Below are 17,937 nucleotides of genomic sequence, written 5' to 3'. Positions count from 1 at the left end.
GGGACGGTGCTGCACTCTGGGAACACGGACATCCGCGTAACTTAGCGGTCAGTTGGCAACAGCTTTATGGTTCAAATAAGCAGTGGAAAAAACGGTATGGTTATCATCGGCGGTCAATCTCAGAAACTGCCATGTACAGGGTAAAGCAATTACTTGGTGGTAGATTGAGCCTGCGAAATTATAACGGTCAGGTGGGAGAAACTTACGCGATGATAAAGGCTTTGAACAAGCTTACAGGGCTAGGCATGCCTGTAACTTACCGTGTAGTTTGATATTTAGACGATTATGAGGGGCTTTGTTCGCTGAATCGATTTAGGAAACAAAGCCATCAGTAAATGTCGCTAGCTGATCCGCTGATATTCCTGCTCCAGTAAAAACGACAATATGGTTTGGGTCAATCTCTGGTTTACTCAAAATAACTTCTCCTAAGATGTCATGATTTTTAATCGCAATGTGGAGTTATATATTGTTTTTTAATGGAACAGTTTTGTACGTACTTCTGAGCATTGAGGCACGCTTAAATACGGATCCAATGATGATTAGGGACTTCACTCTTACTGTTGGCTCCAGGATTTGAAATGCTGCACCCGCGAAATTTGGAGGCGCATTTCTCTGGTTGATGAACGTGACCTGTCAGTAACCATGCAAGAGACAAGGTGCCTGATTTAATTGCCGTTGTTAGGTCCCTTGAGCCAAAATCTCTCCCCGATTGCTTCGCGACACTAAGCCCTGAAGGCGGCTCGTGGTGAAGCAGTACATTGCATCGAGAAAATGGTGTGAAGTCAGATGTACCATATGACGCGCTGCCGAATATCACCCCATTGATTGAGGCTATAGCCTGATCTGCGTAGATCCCCTCAATTTCCCTTAACCAGGTTGAATTGAGTTCATCACCTAATTGGTCATGATTGCCCGAGCATACAAAAATAGGACGATTGAACTGTTTTAACCAGCATGAGATAACGGCCACTTGCTCATCGATTGGTGTAGGGCAGTTGTATCGACTATCAATGAAGTCACCTGTTAGACAAACAACGTCAGCTTCGGATGCATTGTCGGTAACCCATAGCATTTGAACTTGGTTGAAATGCAGATCGGAAACATGGAGCAGTTTCATTGTCAGTCCTATTGAATAAAAGGCATATCGGTTGGTGTGAGTAGTGGATCATACAAACATATCGAGCCGTCAATGTGGCTATAGACTTCAGCCGTTACTAACACCGAATGGCCTAACTTAATCATTTCGTTAGCCTTCTGTTGATAATGCATCCAAGCATCGCGATCTCTCTGAAACGTCAAATAGATTTCAACATCAAAATTCTCAAAGCAATTATATGCCTCTGCGATGATCCGCAATTCAAAATCTGCTGCGATCACGGGGATGCCAGCATGACTCGAGACAGTTCGACCAACGTGAGTTGGTAGGATTTGTTTGAGCCGACAAATTAGCTTCAGCCTATGAAAGGCTGAAAGTTGGCCAAGCAGATGAAATGGATCGCCGGACAATAAAAGTAAAGGTGCAACTGTAGGTGCAGTCATTGTGATTTCATTTCAGCTAAGCGGTTGATCTGTTCTACTGCAGCAAGCATTCTTATTCTTGCTGCAGGATTACTCGTATGTACATTAATTTTCGGAGGCTTAAAGCCTGTATCAACAATAGCTTGCTCAATCCAAAGCAGCACATCGTAGCCAGTACCTCTAGCATCATCTCCTAAATCATGATCTAGACTAATATCGGTTACCATGCCTTTGGCTAAATAGGAGATAACCTCATCTGGCCATCGAACTTGTAGCCAGCCAGTAGGTGCGAGTCGTTCATCATCCAAAAATATTTTCATCATGTACAGTTTTCATCGTTCATTCTCATTAATGAACATAGTGTACTCACGAAAATGACAAGTAATGTCGTTTGTCTATTTCTATTGTTCATAGCCAAGCAGTTTTGCTAACGGGAAGGGTATGCTTAAGCGAGACTATAAAATTTTCGGTGTAAGTGGCCTTCGAGGTCATGTGGATGCCAAGGAGGATAAGATGTCAATTTGGATCTCATTAGGGCGCAACAGATGCCGGATATATGTCGCAAGAGTGTGAACCATTAACAACTGATACCCCGTTGTCAAAGGTGAATTATCGACTAACGTAAATGTACTAGCCCAGACCCGCTTCAGAACAATGCCTGAATCGTTAACTCCTTAAGCGTGGTGTTTATCGTTAATCAATGGCACAAGCTATTGTGCGCATTCGCCTAAGTGTTCGCTTCGCCCTGCACAGCTTGTATTTCTCTAGCTCCTCATACTTAAAAAGGTCACGTCGCTCTGCTGGTAAAGTTGTATACTTTCGGGCCTTTTATTTTTCTAACCTTTTACTTTGGGATAGGCGATATGCGAATACTCATTACCGGTGGTGCAGGGTTTATTGGATCGGCATTAGTGCGAATGCTGATTGAGCAAACGATGTGCATCGTGATCAATGTCGATAAGTTAACCTATGCCTGTCATCCTGAGGCTTTAGCGGCTATTGCCGATAGTGAGCGCTATCATTTCATACAGGCGGATATTTGTGATGGAGCGACATTAGAGCAAGTCTTTCAGGCTCATCAGCCCGATGTGGTAATGCATTTAGCGGCTGAAAGTCATGTTGATCGCTCAATTGAAGGACCCGCTGCATTTATCCAAACCAACATTGTGGGCACCTATACGTTGTTAGAAGCTTCGCGCCGATATTGGCAGCAATTAGCGGATACGCGAAAAGGGTTATTTAGATTTCATCATGTTTCTACCGATGAGGTTTTTGGTTCACTGACCGAAACTGGATTGTTTAGTGAAACCTCAGCTTATGATCCGAGCTCGCCTTATTCAGCAAGTAAAGCTTCAGCGGATCATTTGGTTCGTGCTTGGCATCGAACTTATGCTTTACCGATAGTGATGACCAACTGCTCCAATAACTATGGCCCTTTTCAATACCCTGAAAAGCTCATTCCCCTAATGGTCACCAATGCGTTACAGGGTAAACCGTTGCCAATTTATGGTAATGGTCAGCAAGTGCGTGATTGGTTGTATGTGGATGATCACGTTAAGGCGCTCTATTTAGTTGCGACTCAGGGGGAGCTTGGGCAAACCTATAATATTGGTGGTTCCTGTGAGCAAACTAATTTGACGGTTGTGCGGCAAATTTGCGCCTTATTAGAGGAGTTAGTGCCTACTCATCCGCAATCTCTTGCAAAGGGTAGTGCGGGGTTTGCTGATTTAATTCAGTATGTCGTTGACCGGCCTGGCCATGATGTACGCTATGCTATTGATGCCAGTAAAATTCAACGTGAATTAGGTTGGAGAGCGCAAGAGTCTTTTGAGTCAGGTCTCAGAAAGACGGTGGAGTGGATTATAAACCAGCAACATCTTTAAGCGAGTGCTTAGTGCGTGCGCAAGTTCATCCTCGAACATCATGTCTAGAATCTAGGGCGTTGCTTCGCAACTGCTAGGACGGCCTACGGCTTTTAGAACGCCACTTCGTGGCTCTAGAACCTAGATCCTTTTATGCATTCTATAACGATACGCAGCACCTGGCTTTGTGTATGGTTTAGTGGATGCTGGTTGTCTGCTTTGGTTTGCTTAATTGTTGATTGTCCCTTGTTTGAACGGTTTGCTTCGGGAGTTATTACTTCTAAGAGCCGTATTTCTGGCGATTGTGCTGCTGAATTTTGGACTTGTGGGTATTGCACCATGTCGTAACGCTTAAGTTGGATCATTTGATCTTGATAAACTAAGCACATTGGTTCAAGGCAAAGTAGCCATTGTTGCAACTCGTTGTTGTACAGTTTTTTTGTTTGATAAACCTTATCGTCATGGCTGGTTTCATAGGACGTAAGGTTTAACGAGCCATTCAACTCCAGCCGCTCAATATGCGCGCGATACTTGCCGCGTTTGATCATCACATTAAAGTCGATAATTTGTTTATCTAAGAGTTGGCTTTCAATCTGAGTTTCGCCGCTAAAACAAAATGCAGGTTGGTTTGGGCGGAGTACTAACTCGCTTGATTTAGCCGCATTGTCAGACATCATTAGCTTTACGCCTTCGCCTTCCAAGATACACAACTGTCTATCGATGCCAGGAAATGGTGAGAAGGGACCGTTGCTCGAAATGGTGGCGATGCTGATCCTAAAATCAAAGTTGCTGAGGTCTGCCCCCTTTGGCCATATCAGCAGTTGTTTAGTACTACCGCCGCCGTTTTTCCATAAACTCGATTCACAGTCTTGATAGCGGATAATTTGGATATCTGGGTTCATGTCTTAGTAACTCTTTTCATTTTGAGTGACCACCGATGTGAGAATCTAGGACGCTGACAAGCTTGCTCTAGAATCACAGCTTTCTAGCTGGGTGGAGCACTCAACTTCTCACTGTGACGCTGGAATGCTCTTTTCTACATCCCTTTCTTTTTCAATATATAGTGCTCAGCCAGTTCGCCGCTGATCCGGTTGCCTTCGTTATCTAGCATAAATAGCTGGTTTTCACCGACGAGGTATTTACTGCCATCGGATAAAGTAATTTTTGAGCCCTTGCCATCCCAGTCAAATTTTCCTGCCACCTTGAAGATGCTCTCATCTTTGCCCAAATAAATACTTTTTAATTCAAAGCTGTTATCTGCCAGTAGCGTTAGCGTGGTTTGAATACCTTCGCAACTCGCACAGGGTAAAACACCTTCATACATGCCTGGCCAATCGAGTGCATTTTGGCTGGTATCGCCAAGGGGGATGGTCTTTTGAGTTTCTGTATTGGCTGTGGAGTTTTGATCTGTTGCATGTTGCGGATCGCTGCAAGCGGTTGCCATGATTGCGACTAAGGCGATAGTAAAGAGTGGACGTTGCATATTCATCTCAAGCCTCTGATTTATTGATATTAGGGATGATAACCGCCATCTACGATGGCACCAAACTTATTTACTATGGTATGGGGTCATATTAAAGGCATTAAGGCTATGCTCGATATGGCATTTGGGCGCTTAATTTCAGCGGCGCTTACGGCTTCATTGCTATAGTGTTAAATCCGATAATATGGTGCTATCGCAGTTGAGCAGGGGGAACGAGAAGCGCTGAAATGCTATTCTGTAGAGTAATCTACCTAGTGAGTTTGCAGATAGAATCTATACTAAAGACTATCACTTTAAGGTTAGTACTTAAGACTCTTGCATAAGCATTGGCTACTGAAGCTATTGTCAGATTTCAATGTCTGGCGAAGCCACGCGGAGAACTCCATCATTATGACGCGGATGTTAGATAGGATTTTATTTGACGTGAGTCGCTCTTCAATTATTGACGGTGGCGATTTAGCTGAGGCATCGCAACTCATTGTTGCTTCAGTGTGCCAAGGCTTAAACATCAGCCGTGCCAGTATTTGGTTATGGACTGAAGATCATCAAAGTATGCACTGCTTTTACCTGCTCGATAATATGCAAAGACAAGAAGCTTTTGTCTTAACGCGTGCTGATTATCCTTATTATTTCAGTTTATTAGATAATGAAAGAGCAATAGTGGCTAATCAGGCTCAAACCGATAGAGCAACCCATGAGTTTGTAAAGGTTTACTTAGTGCCTAATGGTATTACCTCCATATTAGATAGCCCTATCCGTCATCGCGGTAAGATGGTGGGCATTATTTGTTCTGAACATCAAGGTGAGCCAAGAGAATGGACCCGCGATGAAAAAGCCTTTGCTTCCGCTTTGGCCGATTTATTTGGTCGGGCAATGAGTGCAAGGGAAATTTTAGATTATCAGCAGCAATTAAAAGCCATTAATGCGGATTTGGAAGCGCAAGTTGAATTAAGAACTCAAGAATTGGAAACCGCATTGGCGGATTTACGTTCAACACAACATCATTTGATTGAAAATGAGAAAATGGCGGCCTTAGGGAGTTTAGTGGCAGGGGTTGCCCATGAGGTCAATACGCCTTTGGGGATTGCAGTGACCTCAGTAACTCATTGTTTAGATGAGGTCGCATTGTTAAAAAGTACATTTGAGCAAAATGAACTCGACGAAGATAAGTTTTTAAACTTTATCAATACGATGCAAGATGGTTTGGGACTGATAGAGCGAAATTTGGCGCGAGCAGCGGAGTTAGTCCATAACTTTAAGCGGACCGCGGCGGATCAGTCGGTACTTGAACGTGAGCGATTTAATTTAAAGACTTATCTTTTCCAGATTTTTAGCTCATTAAGGCCATTAATGCGTAAGAAGAATATCACCTTAACCGTTGACCTTGATGACCAAATTTTCATCGAGTCTTACCCTGGGGCAATTGCGCAAATTTTTACCAATCTAGTTGCCAATAGCTTTCGACATGGGTTTCCTGACAATTTTGCTGGTGATAAACAAATTACTATCCGAGTTGAACAGCAAGGCTCGAACGTTTTCATGAGTTATCAAGATAATGGTGTCGGCATGACTGATGAGGTCAAGATGAAAGCCTTTGAGCCTTTTTTTACCACCGCTCGCAAAGATGGCGGCACAGGCTTAGGAATGTCAATTATCTACAATTTGGTTACCCAAAAGCTCCATGGCAGTATTATTCTGACCTCTTCGCCTAACCAAGGCGTAAAAGTCGACATACAACTTCCTGAGAAATAAAGCGGAATCTAGAACCTATAAGCCTAGAAGTCGCATAGCAACGTTCTGCCTTTTCTCGTAAGCCATTGGCCGCGCTGCGCTTAGCTTGTATTTATATGCTACTATCTGTGCCTTAATTCAATCCACTAATCCTCGATATATCAATGAGAAAAGGCATTCTATTGGCGGGTGGTACAGGCTCTCGCCTTTATCCGATGACGCAGGTTGTGTGTAAGCAATTATTGCCTATCTACGATAAGCCAATGATCTATTACCCATTGGTGACTCTGATGCAGACGGGCATTAGAGACATTTTGATTATTTGTACTCCTAATGATTTGCCACTTTTTAAGGCATTACTGGGTAATGGTCAGCGTTGGGGGATCCAGCTTGAATATGCTGTACAGCCTTCACCAAGGGGATTAGCTGAGGCCCTTATCATCGCTGAACCCTTTCTTGCTGGCCACTCCTGTGCGTTAATTCTTGGCGATAACTTATTTTATGGCCAGCAACTTAACACAAACTTACAAAAGGCGACCCAGTTAGCCGTTGGCGCCACCGTATTTGGCTATCATGTGGCGAATCCTAATGCTTATGGCGTCGTTGAGTTTGATGCTAATGGTAAAGCCATTTCCATTGAAGAGAAACCGCGCGCAGCACGGTCTTCCTATGCCATTCCCGGTTTATATTTCTTTGATCATAGAGCCAGTCAACTGGCTAAAACGGTTGCTCCCTCTGCGCGAGGTGAGCTAGAAATTGTGGATGTGATCAATCAGTATCTGCTGCTTGGGGAGTTGCAGGTTGAAATCATGGGGCGGGGGACCGCTTGGCTAGATACAGGCACGCCCGATGCGATGGCTGAAGCGACCCAATTTATTGCCGCTATTGAGAAACGACAGGGCTTGAAAGTGAATTGCCCGGAGGAAGTGGCATTCCATTGTGGCTGGATTAATGCCTCGCAGCTAGCTGCCTTAGCTCAACCTTTACTTAAAAGTGGCTACGGTGAGTATCTTTTAGGCTTATTACATAAACAGGTGTTTAATGAAGTGCGTTGAAACCGAGCTGGCTGAAGTACTAGTCTTTGAACCTAAGGTATTTGGCGATGAGCGTGGCTTTTTTATGGAAACCTTTCGGCAAGCGTATTTTACTGAGTGCTTGCTGAGTCGCGGATTTGAAGCGCCAGCGTTAGTGCAAGATAACTATAGTCGCTCGCAGCAGCATGTATTGCGTGGATTGCATTACCAGCAACAATATCCGCAGGGCAAATTAGTCCGAGTGTGTGCTGGCAGTATTTTTGATGTTGCCGTCGATATTCGGCCACAATCCGCGACCTATGGCAAATGGGTTGGCAGGATTCTTTCTGCGGATAATCATTTGCAAATGTGGATCCCCCCAGGGTTTGCCCACGGGTTTTATGTGTTAAGTGAGTATGCAGATGTGTTGTATCGTTGCAGCGATTATTATGCGCCGGATGATGAATATGTACTTGCTTGGAATAGTGCCGAGTTTACGATTGAGTGGCCACTGTTAAATAACACACCCATTCTTTCCGCAAGAGATGCCAATGCCGCCGTTAGCGTCTAAACGCTAACGGCGGTTTCAATTATTTTACAGGCTTATTTTCAGTGCTGGGGCGAGTGAACCAAGGATCTCTTGCATCCATTACGTCATAAAGGCTGTACTTGCGCCCTAATGTTTGGCCACCATCGCGAGTAAGAGGCATCCAACTGATTGTCGCCCGACTATGGGTTGATTTAATGGTCATTAAATCAAATGGTACTGACACGTAGAAGCCTTTAGTAAAGCTACCCTCACCATATTCTTCTGCCGACAGGTTGGTTTTAGTCGCAAAGGCGCCCACAATCACACCACTATCGAATTGTTTCGAGAAATCTATGGTCACACCTTTATCTTCGGCTAGATATTGGCCTGCACTTATCCTGAGCAAGGTATTGGGGAACCAATCGGGTTGGTAATAGACTGAAGCATGCCCAGTTACACTGCCCGTTTGTACTCGATAGAAGCGGTTAATGAGCGGGTCAAATTGATTTTCTTCCGCAAAGAAGCCGAGCATGCTATCGGGGTCGCGTTGCTTAACGTAATTCACATCAACACCAAAAGCCCATTGGCTGTTTAGAGGACGGTAAAGAACCTCGCCACCCACGCCGCCATACATCATTTCTAAATAGCCACCATAGGCTTGGTAAGAAATATTATCGGTTAAATTATCCATCCAAGTCAGTTGCAGGTTATTCACTCTAACCGGATTATCATGAATATACTGGCGAACGAGGGTGCGAACCCGTTTTAAGTCAGTACCATCGGGCGGTACATCGTATAAAAATTTATCAAAGTTATCGTAAAGGTTAAGATAAAGTGAGCTTGAAAATTCAAAGTTATCGGTAAAGCGGTAACTTGCACTACCCGTCATGCCAATACTAAACATATAAAACCCTTCTGAACTGCCAAAGGATTGGGACATGGTGGGGGAAACATCAAAGCTAAACTTATCTAGCCAATCCTTATCAGTAGTATTGACCAGTTGTCCCTGTGGCAAGCTTGGAACTTTTATAACACTTGCGTCAGTTACTTTGGCATTGAGATAGCCATAATTTGCGATTTGGGCAAATTTGGGGGCATCGATACGGGTTTCTGTTATCGGTTGGCTATAACGAGTTTCTATTAATCGGTACTCTTTAATACGAGTTACATCTGTATTGTTGGCAAGAATGGTGGCCGCTCGTTGATGTGCTTCATTTCTATCGCGGAATTTGGTTTGTTCACCGACGACAGTAATGCTGTCATTATCCAGATAAATTTTGGCGTTTGCGTAACCTGCGATGGTTTGTAAGTCTTGAGCGACCTTGTTCCAATCCACTTGGCTTTCCGCCATCGTCTGATTAGGCGTGTTTACTGGTTCTAGATTGACTACTTCAGCACTTTGCACTTTCGAATCGTGAGTCACGGAAGTATTAGCACCCACAGTCGCTTGTTCGACTGTTGGTGTGTTTATCGGTGCGGAGGATTCTGTTTGGGTAAGGGTTAATGGTGCAGCCGGAAGCGGCTTATATTTAGCGGCAGCAGGATCGGTTTTAATCTGCGATAAGGTATTAAAATTAGTTTGTAGACTAAAGCCAAGCGTCCAAGTATTACCGCGCTCATAACTTAAATGCAGATCGCCCCAATCGCCAAACCGATAGAGTAGTCCATAGTTAAATTTACTGTCCTGAGGCATTGGAATGCTGCCACGTACGACGGGGAAATCCGATTGATAGTCGTTACCGTCGTACTCCACTTTTAAGCGAAGAGGCTCCCATGGGGTTTGATATTCAACGCCGCCAAAAAGGGCTGCACAACCTTTAAACCAACGTTGATAATCTACGGTTCCACCTTTACCACCATAGGAGGTATCTCTATCGCAGTTGTAATTAAGATCTTTTTTATCTGAGGTGAGATTACCGCTATTGCCAATATAGCCCCAGCCTATGCCGAGGGTAAAATCCACTGGGCCAACTCGTTTCGTTGCGGCGATAAACTCACCATCAAATAAGCCAGTGCCGCCAAAGTCTCGCACCCCAATAGAGGTTTCGGGCAGCCAATTACTTTCTTCCAGTAAGCGAACCTTAAAATCGATGCCTTTATCTGTGTATTTAGTATTACCGCTAAAGCTTGGGTCGTTACTGTAAAGTAGGTCTTGTACTAGGGTGTAGCGAATGGTGGTTTCAAACCACGGAAATAGCGCTACTGAAGCACTAAAGTGCTGATAATCATCGTTATAAGTGGTTTTAAAGTTAAATTCACCTTCAGGCGCCATACGGCCTGTAGGCATTTGCATTAAACCAACGCCACCAAAATCTGATTGTGAAGGCAATAGTGTCGGATAAGAAAATTCATCGGCGCTAACATGTAACAAAGGTAGCAGTGCTAATGACAGCGCAGATAAACGCCCGAACGTATGCAAAGTGGGAGTCGACTTTTTCATTACAGAGCCCGATTCTTGAGTAATTCAATAATGTTGTTATTTAATTTTGCATGGTCAGCAAACAGCTCTGAAAACTCAACAAAGAGAATCGCACCTGGGGCGATATCCTGAGCTTGATAATTCCAATAGGCGATAGGCTGTTTTATTGCATTACCATCGGGTTGAATAATCCATACAAAGCTATTTTCGGCGTTATTGAGTAAACCCGCATGCTTTAGGTAATCTTTACTGCTGGCCCGCGATTGCCATGCTTGTTCACCGATTTGCGCGACCGCGCCAACGACAGTGACCGTAGTTGGGCGAGGGGGTAATACGAGTAAAAAATCACCATCGATAAGTGGATTATAAGCATCGGTGATACGGATTAAATCGAGATCTAATGGTTGATTAATCCGTTGACCAAGTTTGATGTTGCGTAAAAACTGAGCAAGCTTGCTCAGTTTTGCAATGTAGTTACCATTATCGATTTGCTCACCCATCGTAGCCAATTGCTGCAATACTTGCTGACGAGTGGTCTCTAATGCTGCAGTATTTTTTATATCTAAAAGTGCCGCACCTAGCCAATAAATTGCCACAGCCTCATTTTTTGTTGGCTGATTATAAAGAGGAAGCTGGGTTAACCCATCCTGAACTGCTTGTCCAACTCGAATGGCTGAGGGATAGGTAATGTGTAGCTGCGGCGTGTTAGACGCAGTGGTACTGACAGCAAGTTGGGTATTGGCTTCTACAGCGGGTAAAAACAGTGAACCTACTAGCAGTGCCAACGGGGTGATATAAGATCTCATTATGGCTCCACTAAGCAGCAAAAGGCTTCAGTAAGGTGATATCAATAAACGGCAGATTGGGCGCAATTTTCTGATGGCTTTTAATAACGTTGCCTGTTTGTGGATCTAGCCAAAACTCATTTTGATATTGGATATTGAGTGCATCCACAGAGACGTTTTCACTAAAATGCAAAGCTTGTGTGGGAGTGCCATTGATTAGAATATTTTCGTCACCAATCAATTTAAATTCTGATGTTGCTCGGTAGCCATAATGATAACCAGGTTGCCAATCGATCGTTCGAGTCCAGGTTTTTGGGGTATTGCTTAAATGCAATCCTAATAACAGTGGATCTGGCTCATTACTTTCAACAGCACTTAAGTTACCTGCAAGCAGATTATGGGTTTTGACTAAACGGCCGTTAACCGTAATCAACATGCCTTTATCTGCAGATAACCACTTAAGTTCGAGTGCTTCGGGCGAGTTTTTTACTGAAGATAGGCTGATTTTAGGCTCTGCAAAGGCTAAAACCACAAATGCCTGAGCCGTATCTTCAAGTTTTACATAGATGCTGGCATAAGGATTAGCCGATACTTGCTCAGGGGAGAGAACCACATCGTCACTCCCAAAAAAGGCGAGTTTTGCGGTATCGTTTAATGCGCTAATTCGTTGACTACAGCCCGATAGCCCTACGATAACTGCCGAAATGGCAATAATGGGGAAAATTCTTTTATATATACGCATCCGAGTTGCTTATTCTCAATAATAGTAGGTAACCAATGTAAATATATGATGTCGTGATTTCAAGCTTTCGCTATTTTGCTTTAGACGTTTAAATGCCCCAAAAAAAACAACCGCCAAAAGGCGGTTATTTACACACACTAACCAATCAATTAGTTAGAGTTAGTGGTGGTATTTGTATTTGTGGTGGTGATTGGGTTGCCATCTGAGCCATTTGCAGCAACTAAAACACCAGTTACAACTGCACCGGCTGCAATACCACCAGCAACGATAGCACCAGTAGCGCCACCAACACCTGTACCACCAGTAGCTGTACCAGTACCAGTGTTATTTGCATTAGCCGCAACTGAACCTAACATTGAAATAGCAGCGATAAGTGCTAATGAAGTTTTTTTCATCGTGATTCCCTTTTAGAAAAAATTAACCTAATTTTTAGCTAATCTAGTACAGCATGATAGGTGATTCAACTTAAATGATCAATGTTAAATCTATTCCGCCACTCAGACTTTAGACTGATTTACAGCTTAGCTGCTACTGAATAATCCTTAATTTTGAATGAGTTTCGCATATCTCGGTTAAGGAATTATGTCATCGTTTAATTTATAATACGGCAAGATGCGGGCTTCAATTCGATTTTACTCAGCCTTTTTATTGTGAGTCATCGCATTAGGCTAAATTGAAAAATGCTTTCAATTCGTCAAGGTGCGCCATACCGTCTTGATAGCCTAAATCGATCAATGCGCTGGTATAGGATTTTTCAAACAAGAGATAAGACACAATACTGGAGTCAGACTGCCTATCGATACCAAAAAATCCCAGTAAGGTTTTAATTGCCCAGGGCATATCGTCATAGAAGCGGGCGGCGATTTTACTTAAATCTTCGCTGGGTTTTATCACTAAGGTTTTTATGGGGTGTAATGCTAGTTGCGCACGGCTTTCTTCTGGAATAAGGGAAAGCGTATGATTTATGCGCTCTAGGCGTTCTAAATCGCTATTTAAGGTATCAGAAAAGATAGTATCCAACAGATGACCCGCGATGGTCGCAGTCTTCGGATGATATTCTAGCTCCATCGGAAAATGCTTATGGGGACTGTCTAGGTTTATCACCAATAGCTTATTAGCCCCCAAATGGATTGGACTTGAAAGCGGCGCCAGCTGGTGGACTGAGCCGTCACCATAATAAGCTTGATTAAGTTTAATTGACGGGAACACCATGGGAATGGCTGAGCTTGCTAACAAGTGCTCGGTATTTAACATGCGCCGCTCACCGCTGCGTCTGGCGCGGGTCCAGTTTTCAATATCCCGTGCCGCTTGAAAAAACGTCACCGAACGCGAGTTGTTATAGCAGGAGGTATCGACACTCAGAGCGGTTAAAGCGCCGTTGCGGATATTGCGATCAATTCTTTTAAAATCGATAAGTTCATTCAATAAGTGCCGTAAAGGTTCATTATCGAGCAGGCTGCCAGCATCTGTATTGACCTTATCGTCCTGTAAGCCTTTTAGCGCCATTTTTGAGAGGTGCTTTAACACGCCAGGAACAGTGGCTCTGTACACTTTTCTAGTTTCAAAATGACGCCATACCCATTCGAGTTTTTTGACACCTAAATGAAAACATGAGGCATGGGTGGCGATTGAAGTACCATTAATGGCACCAGCGGAAGTGCCACATATGATTTTGAAGGGAATGCCATGGTTGCGAGGATAAAGCTGGACCAGTGCTTTTAACACTCCCACTTGATAGGCGGCACGAGCGCCACCGCCACCGAGAACTAATGCTGTTGATGTTGGCAATCTTAATACTCAACGACTTGTTATTATGATTTTATTAAAGCAATGCCTTGTCTAAAAAAGCAAGTCTGAGCAGTTATCTTAATGACATTTCTTTATTTTTTGATGATAAAAGGCAAAGGCAAGCACTTGAGAGCTTGTTTGCCATCAACAGACTGGAAATAAAAAACGCACTTAAGTTAAGCCTAAGTGCGTTGCTGTATTGAGAGGTTAATGGTAAGCCATTAACTCACACTGGCGAATGTATATTCAGCGCAAAAGACTGTGCTTAAGCTTGCAGATTCTTTAAGAAATCGACGATTTGGTCGAATGGTACATCTTGCTTCTCACCAGTGCGGCGGTTTTTGTATTCAAATACACCCGCGTCGATATTGCGATCACCAATCACCACAGTGTGAGGAATACCAATGAGCTCCATATCGGCGAACATCACGCCTGGACGCTCTTTACGGTCATCCAACAGGACATCGATACCCGCAGCACTTAAGTCTTTGTATAACTGCTCGGCGATATCGGTGACGCGGTGCGACTTGTGCATATTCATTGGCAGAATGCCCACACTAAATGGTGCAATCGCTTCTGGCCATACAATGCCACGGTCATCAAAGTTTTGCTCAATCGCAGCTGCCACGATACGGCTCACACCAACACCGTAACAACCCATCAGCAGCACCTGTGATTTACCGTTCTCATCGAGAACAGTCGCATTCATCGATTTAGAATAGTTAGTGCCGAGTTGGAAGATATGACCCACTTCGATACCACGAGCCATGGCATAGGTACCTAAACCATCCGGTGTTGGCTCGCCTTCAACCACGTTACGGATATCGGCCGCTTGTGCCAGTGGCAGATCGCGCTCCCAGTTGATGCCAAAGTAGTGTTTATCATCCACGTTTGCGCCGGCAGCAAAATCGCTCATCACGCTAACACTGTGGTCGATGATGATCGGCATATTCAGGCCGACAGGGCCTAATGAGCCTGGACCTGCGCCAATGGCGTCACGGATCAGGGCTTCTGGGGCAAATTCTAATGGTGATGCCACTAAATCTAATTTATCTGCCTTGATTTCATTTAGCTCGTGGTCACCACGTACAATCAGCGCAACCAGTGGCGCCGCTTCAGTCGCACCTTTCACAATCAAGGTTTTCACTGTTTTAGTGATATCCAAACCGAATTGCTCAACTAACTCAGCAATGGTTTTCGCATTTGGGGTATCGACTAAACGTAATGCTTCAGTCGCCGCGCCGCGCGTTTCGGTTGGCATTGGCGATTCGGCTTTCTCGATGTTAGCGGCATAATCGCTACCCGTAGAGTAGGCGATTAAGTCTTCACCGCTTTGCGCTAATACATGGAACTCGTGTGACATGCTGCCACCGATAGAACCGGTGTCCGCTAAAACTGGGCGGAAGGCTAAGCCCATGCGCGACAGAATGTTGCTATAGGCTTGATACATCGCCTCATAGGTTTCATTCATGGTATCCACATCAAGATGGAAAGAATAAGCATCTTTCATCAGGAACTCGCGAGAACGCATCACGCCAAAACGTGGGCGAACTTCGTCGCGGAATTTAGTTTGAATTTGATAAAGATTCAGCGGTAATTGTTTGTAAGAGCTGACTTCTTTACGGATTAAGTCGGTGATCACTTCTTCGTGGGTTGGTCCCAGAACGAAGTCACGGCTATGACGGTCTTTAAAACGCAGTAGTTCAGGACCAAACTTGTCCCAGCGACCCGTTTCTACCCATAAATCAGCCGGTTGCACCATAGGCATTAGGATTTCAATCGCGCCCGCTTTGTTCATTTCTTCACGAACAATCGCTTCGACTTTACGTAATACACGCAGGCCCGTGGGCAGATAGCTGTATAGGCCTGAAGCGTTACGGCGGATCATACCCGCCCGTAGCATTAATTGATGGCTGATGACTTCTGCATTCGCAGGTGTTTCTTTTTGAGTAGAAAGTAGGTATTTGCTAACGCGCATTACCGATGTCCAAATTTGAGTTGAATGGGCGCCATTTTATCACCTGCTTTGATGATGTCACCTATGGATTTAGGTTAAATTCAACTAGCTGGGAGACAAATAGCATTTTTGATGCTGGATAACCGATAAAGCAAAGATAAGCGCTGCGCCGTTAGGGTGCGACTTCGTCATTGCTCGTATCTAGATTCTCGTCGCTGCTTACTTATTTCGCCGATCGCCAATCACCCGTGCAGGATTACCGGCGACGATAGCCCATGCGGGGACATCTTTGGTGACAATACAGCCCATGCCAATCACCGCATGGTCGCCAATGGTGACACCATCAACTATCCCGGCCTGTGCGCCAATCCAAACATCTTTACCTATCACGACGCCTTTAGAGTGAGAGGCTTGTTGATAAATGGGCGTATCGGGCGCCATGCCATGATTAAAGGCATAGATAGTGACATGATTAGCAATGCGAGTTTGGGAGCCAATTTGAATCCCCACTCGACCGCCATCGAAGGAGCAGCCATGATTGATGGCGACTTCGTTACCAAGGGTAATAGGGCCATGTAAAAAACATTCGGCGGCAATCATGCAATGATTACCTATCTTGATATCGCGATTGGGCTCGGCAAATAATTGTGCCTCGGGGGCGATAAAACAGTTATCACCAATGGTGACGGTTTCGAGGGCGCAAAGGTTGGTTTGAATTTCATCCTGCCAAGGTTTAGCCCAGACTAAGTGTTTTTCTTTGAGTGAAAAATACAGCCAGGGCATCCAAGACAGACGCTTTTTGTGTTGGCTCTGATAATCAGGCAATGCGGTTGTGTTTAGCGTCTGCATTTAGCCACATTTCCCCGGTTTGAGTTCGAGCACTTGAATATATTCCCGATCATCCTCATCAACCGCCATCCGCCAAAAGATATCTAAGTCATACAAAGCCACTTGATATAGCTTGGGATCATCCTTGGCTTTTTTATAGGCAGGGCGAGGGTCTTGTCCGAGTACGCCGCGGATAAGTTCGGCCAAATCAGTATAAGCGTCCTGTTTGCTATAGGCGTTAATCTGCGTTGCCGCGAGCTCGGAAAAAACCACGCTAATCAGCTTAGGCGCTTCTTGAGCGATACCGCCGACGGCACCTTCAATCGAATCTGAGAAGGGAATATAGGGCTTTATATCGATAATCGGCGTGCCATCGACAAGATCCATGCCTGAAATCTCCAGGCATACTTTGCCTTTACGTTGCACCACTCGGTGGAGTTTTACCACGGATTGGCCAATGCCGTTTGGGCGAAAAGTCGAGCGGGTTGCGAATACACCGAGTTTTTCATTACCGCCTAAACGCGGTGGGCGAACTGTGGTTTTCCAGCCTTGGGCGAGATTTTCATGGAAACAAAACAGCAGCCAAAGGTGGGAATATTGCTCGATGCCACGCACGGCGTCGAGATGATTGATATGGCCTTCCAGCTCAACATAACCGCGTGCTTCCACCAAACCAGGTTGCCTTGGAATGCCAAATTTTTGTTTGTAGGGGGTACGGCAGGTGGCCACAGCGGTAATTTGGTTGGTAAATGTCATGCAAAAAACACCTAAAGGAAGGAGCAACAACCCAAACTCAGATGGCTTAGGTTGTAAAGTACAACAAGAATGGCGTGCAGTATAATACACGCGATGAACTAGTCGGCGGTGGCCATTTTAATCGCTTGACCGACACATAACGCGCGGCTGATACAGCCTTGCGCAGCTTCTTCCATCATCACGCATTGTTTGATGATGATACCATTAGCACCTTTATCAGCCGCAGCGCGGCGGGCTTCGGTTCTCGCTTCGCTTAAGGATGCTGGCACGCCATTTACATCCGCTTGGCAAGATTCTCCTTGCACTAAGCCTTTCAACTCGTAGTGGCCTTTAGGCAAACTATCACCTTCAAATAGCGTAACATCGCCCGCCTTGAAGTAGTCACTAATCGCCTCACCGTCTAAATTGCTATTAAAACTGTAGTCGCTGGCACAGGCGCTAAGCAGGAGCACTAATGCACTTGAGAGGATGATTTTCATGGTTTGACCTGAGATTAAGGGTAAAGAAGCGCAGTCCCATGGACTGC

The 17,937-nt window shown here is 44.7% G+C and carries 18 protein-coding genes and 1 pseudogene; 5 read left to right on the top strand and 14 right to left on the bottom strand.

Features of this window, described 5'->3' with window-relative positions:
- A pseudogene (locus tag AEA42_RS00410) lies at positions 1 to 272 on the top strand (IS5/IS1182 family transposase); the annotation flags it as partial.
- Positions 273 to 517: 245 nt separating this feature from the next.
- Here AEA42_RS00410 and AEA42_RS00405 read toward each other — a convergent pair.
- The 3 genes from AEA42_RS00405 to AEA42_RS00395 are packed head-to-tail and all read right to left on the bottom strand — an operon-like array spanning position 518 to position 1,841.
- Positions 518 to 1,117 carry a metallophosphoesterase gene (locus AEA42_RS00405; RefSeq protein WP_037428265.1) on the bottom strand — a complete coding sequence of 200 codons (600 nt, stop codon included), beginning with the start codon at positions 1,115 to 1,117 and terminating at the stop codon, positions 518 to 520.
- Between the two features lie 8 nt (positions 1,118 to 1,125).
- Positions 1,126 to 1,539: a hypothetical protein gene (locus AEA42_RS00400; RefSeq protein WP_055646650.1), complete on the bottom strand. Its 414-nt coding sequence runs from the start codon at positions 1,537 to 1,539 to the stop codon at positions 1,126 to 1,128.
- A complete protein-coding gene (locus tag AEA42_RS00395) occupies positions 1,536 to 1,841 on the bottom strand; it encodes a cyclic-phosphate processing receiver domain-containing protein (RefSeq protein WP_197278408.1) in 306 nt (101 codons plus the stop codon). Before AEA42_RS00395 ends, AEA42_RS00400 begins: the two co-directional genes overlap by 4 nt.
- A 540-nt stretch (positions 1,842 to 2,381) precedes the next feature.
- On the opposite strand from AEA42_RS00395, the gene rfbB reads away from it, so the two are divergent.
- A complete protein-coding gene (rfbB, locus tag AEA42_RS00390; protein ID WP_055646649.1) occupies positions 2,382 to 3,401 on the top strand; it encodes a dTDP-glucose 4,6-dehydratase in 1,020 nt (339 codons plus the stop codon).
- Between the two features lie 113 nt (positions 3,402 to 3,514).
- On the opposite strand, the gene AEA42_RS00385 is transcribed toward rfbB, so the two are convergent.
- Both AEA42_RS00385 and AEA42_RS00380 read right to left on the bottom strand, forming a co-directional pair.
- Entirely contained in the window at positions 3,515 to 4,282 is a 768-nt protein-coding gene (locus AEA42_RS00385; RefSeq protein ID WP_055646648.1) for a HutD family protein, read from the bottom strand.
- Positions 4,283 to 4,416: 134 nt separating this feature from the next.
- Complete coding sequence (locus tag AEA42_RS00380; RefSeq protein WP_037420570.1) at positions 4,417 to 4,863, bottom strand: copper resistance protein NlpE; 447 nt, start codon at positions 4,861 to 4,863, stop codon at positions 4,417 to 4,419.
- Positions 4,864 to 5,253: 390 nt separating this feature from the next.
- On the opposite strand from AEA42_RS00380, the gene AEA42_RS00375 reads away from it, so the two are divergent.
- From AEA42_RS00375 to rfbC, 3 genes are all read left to right on the top strand, one after another.
- Positions 5,254 to 6,615 carry a GAF domain-containing sensor histidine kinase gene (locus tag AEA42_RS00375; protein WP_055646647.1) on the top strand — a complete coding sequence of 454 codons (1,362 nt, stop codon included), beginning with the start codon at positions 5,254 to 5,256 and terminating at the stop codon, positions 6,613 to 6,615.
- A 143-nt stretch (positions 6,616 to 6,758) separates the two neighbouring features.
- The gene (gene rfbA / locus AEA42_RS00370) at positions 6,759 to 7,649 is read left to right on the top strand and encodes a glucose-1-phosphate thymidylyltransferase RfbA (protein ID WP_055646646.1); all 891 of its coding nucleotides are present in this window, start codon (positions 6,759 to 6,761) and stop codon (positions 7,647 to 7,649) included.
- Positions 7,636 to 8,178, top strand: coding sequence for a dTDP-4-dehydrorhamnose 3,5-epimerase (gene rfbC, locus AEA42_RS00365; RefSeq protein WP_037428279.1), 543 nt, complete (start codon positions 7,636 to 7,638; stop codon positions 8,176 to 8,178). The genes rfbA and rfbC overlap by 14 nt, the downstream gene beginning before the upstream one ends.
- Positions 8,179 to 8,197: 19 nt before the next feature.
- On the opposite strand, the gene AEA42_RS00360 is transcribed toward rfbC, so the two are convergent.
- From AEA42_RS00360 to rcsF, 9 genes are all read right to left on the bottom strand, one after another.
- Positions 8,198 to 10,576, bottom strand: coding sequence for a YjbH domain-containing protein (locus AEA42_RS00360; protein WP_055646645.1), 2,379 nt, complete (start codon positions 10,574 to 10,576; stop codon positions 8,198 to 8,200).
- Positions 10,576 to 11,361: a capsule biosynthesis GfcC family protein gene (locus AEA42_RS00355; RefSeq protein WP_055646644.1), complete on the bottom strand. Its 786-nt coding sequence runs from the start codon at positions 11,359 to 11,361 to the stop codon at positions 10,576 to 10,578. The genes AEA42_RS00360 and AEA42_RS00355 overlap by 1 nt, the downstream gene beginning before the upstream one ends.
- A 10-nt stretch (positions 11,362 to 11,371) precedes the next feature.
- Positions 11,372 to 12,082 (bottom strand): YjbF family lipoprotein, encoded by a 711-nt coding sequence (locus AEA42_RS00350; protein ID WP_037428282.1) that lies wholly within the window; start codon positions 12,080 to 12,082, stop codon positions 11,372 to 11,374.
- Between the two features lie 149 nt (positions 12,083 to 12,231).
- Entirely contained in the window at positions 12,232 to 12,477 is a 246-nt protein-coding gene (locus AEA42_RS00345; protein WP_055646643.1) for a hypothetical protein, read from the bottom strand.
- A 268-nt stretch (positions 12,478 to 12,745) separates the two neighbouring features.
- A complete protein-coding gene (locus tag AEA42_RS00340; RefSeq protein ID WP_055646642.1) occupies positions 12,746 to 13,870 on the bottom strand; it encodes a patatin-like phospholipase family protein in 1,125 nt (374 codons plus the stop codon).
- Between the two features lie 265 nt (positions 13,871 to 14,135).
- The gene (locus AEA42_RS00335; protein ID WP_037428285.1) at positions 14,136 to 15,848 is read right to left on the bottom strand and encodes a proline--tRNA ligase; all 1,713 of its coding nucleotides are present in this window, start codon (positions 15,846 to 15,848) and stop codon (positions 14,136 to 14,138) included.
- Between the two features lie 198 nt (positions 15,849 to 16,046).
- Complete coding sequence (locus tag AEA42_RS00330; protein WP_011716467.1) at positions 16,047 to 16,676, bottom strand: acyltransferase; 630 nt, start codon at positions 16,674 to 16,676, stop codon at positions 16,047 to 16,049.
- Complete coding sequence (gene tsaA / locus AEA42_RS00325; RefSeq protein WP_011716468.1) at positions 16,677 to 17,411, bottom strand: tRNA (N6-threonylcarbamoyladenosine(37)-N6)-methyltransferase TrmO; 735 nt, start codon at positions 17,409 to 17,411, stop codon at positions 16,677 to 16,679. It lies immediately after the preceding gene.
- A 98-nt stretch (positions 17,412 to 17,509) separates the two neighbouring features.
- Positions 17,510 to 17,890, bottom strand: coding sequence for an Rcs stress response system protein RcsF (gene rcsF, locus AEA42_RS00320; protein ID WP_037420516.1), 381 nt, complete (start codon positions 17,888 to 17,890; stop codon positions 17,510 to 17,512).
- Positions 17,891 to 17,937 lie beyond the last annotated feature (47 nt).

Source organism: Shewanella sp. Sh95 (assembly GCF_001308045.1).
Taxonomy (GTDB): Bacteria; Pseudomonadota; Gammaproteobacteria; order Enterobacterales; family Shewanellaceae; genus Shewanella; species Shewanella xiamenensis.
This window is presented reverse-complemented; position numbering and strand designations above follow the sequence as displayed.

What these genes read in the sequence shown, in the direction of transcription:
- AEA42_RS00405 (WP_037428265.1), bottom strand. Translation starts at nt 1,117, where the DNA reads ATGAAACTGCTCCATGTTTCCGATCTGCATTTCAACCAAGTTCAAATG.
- AEA42_RS00400 (WP_055646650.1), bottom strand. Translation starts at nt 1,539, where the DNA reads ATGACTGCACCTACAGTTGCACCTTTACTTTTATTGTCCGGCGATCCA.
- AEA42_RS00395 (WP_197278408.1), bottom strand. Translation starts at nt 1,841, where the DNA reads ATGATGAAAATATTTTTGGATGATGAACGACTCGCACCTACTGGCTGG.
- rfbB (WP_055646649.1), top strand. Translation starts at nt 2,382, where the DNA reads ATGCGAATACTCATTACCGGTGGTGCAGGGTTTATTGGATCGGCATTA.
- AEA42_RS00385 (WP_055646648.1), bottom strand. Translation starts at nt 4,282, where the DNA reads ATGAACCCAGATATCCAAATTATCCGCTATCAAGACTGTGAATCGAGT.
- AEA42_RS00380 (WP_037420570.1), bottom strand. Translation starts at nt 4,863, where the DNA reads ATGCAACGTCCACTCTTTACTATCGCCTTAGTCGCAATCATGGCAACC.
- AEA42_RS00375 (WP_055646647.1), top strand. Translation starts at nt 5,254, where the DNA reads ATGACGCGGATGTTAGATAGGATTTTATTTGACGTGAGTCGCTCTTCA.
- rfbA (WP_055646646.1), top strand. Translation starts at nt 6,759, where the DNA reads ATGAGAAAAGGCATTCTATTGGCGGGTGGTACAGGCTCTCGCCTTTAT.
- rfbC (WP_037428279.1), top strand. Translation starts at nt 7,636, where the DNA reads ATGAAGTGCGTTGAAACCGAGCTGGCTGAAGTACTAGTCTTTGAACCT.
- AEA42_RS00360 (WP_055646645.1), bottom strand. Translation starts at nt 10,576, where the DNA reads ATGAAAAAGTCGACTCCCACTTTGCATACGTTCGGGCGTTTATCTGCG.
- AEA42_RS00355 (WP_055646644.1), bottom strand. Translation starts at nt 11,361, where the DNA reads ATGAGATCTTATATCACCCCGTTGGCACTGCTAGTAGGTTCACTGTTT.
- AEA42_RS00350 (WP_037428282.1), bottom strand. Translation starts at nt 12,082, where the DNA reads ATGCGTATATATAAAAGAATTTTCCCCATTATTGCCATTTCGGCAGTT.
- AEA42_RS00345 (WP_055646643.1), bottom strand. Translation starts at nt 12,477, where the DNA reads ATGAAAAAAACTTCATTAGCACTTATCGCTGCTATTTCAATGTTAGGT.
- AEA42_RS00335 (WP_037428285.1), bottom strand. Translation starts at nt 15,848, where the DNA reads ATGCGCGTTAGCAAATACCTACTTTCTACTCAAAAAGAAACACCTGCG.
- AEA42_RS00330 (WP_011716467.1), bottom strand. Translation starts at nt 16,676, where the DNA reads ATGCAGACGCTAAACACAACCGCATTGCCTGATTATCAGAGCCAACAC.
- tsaA (WP_011716468.1), bottom strand. Translation starts at nt 17,411, where the DNA reads ATGACATTTACCAACCAAATTACCGCTGTGGCCACCTGCCGTACCCCC.
- rcsF (WP_037420516.1), bottom strand. Translation starts at nt 17,890, where the DNA reads ATGAAAATCATCCTCTCAAGTGCATTAGTGCTCCTGCTTAGCGCCTGT.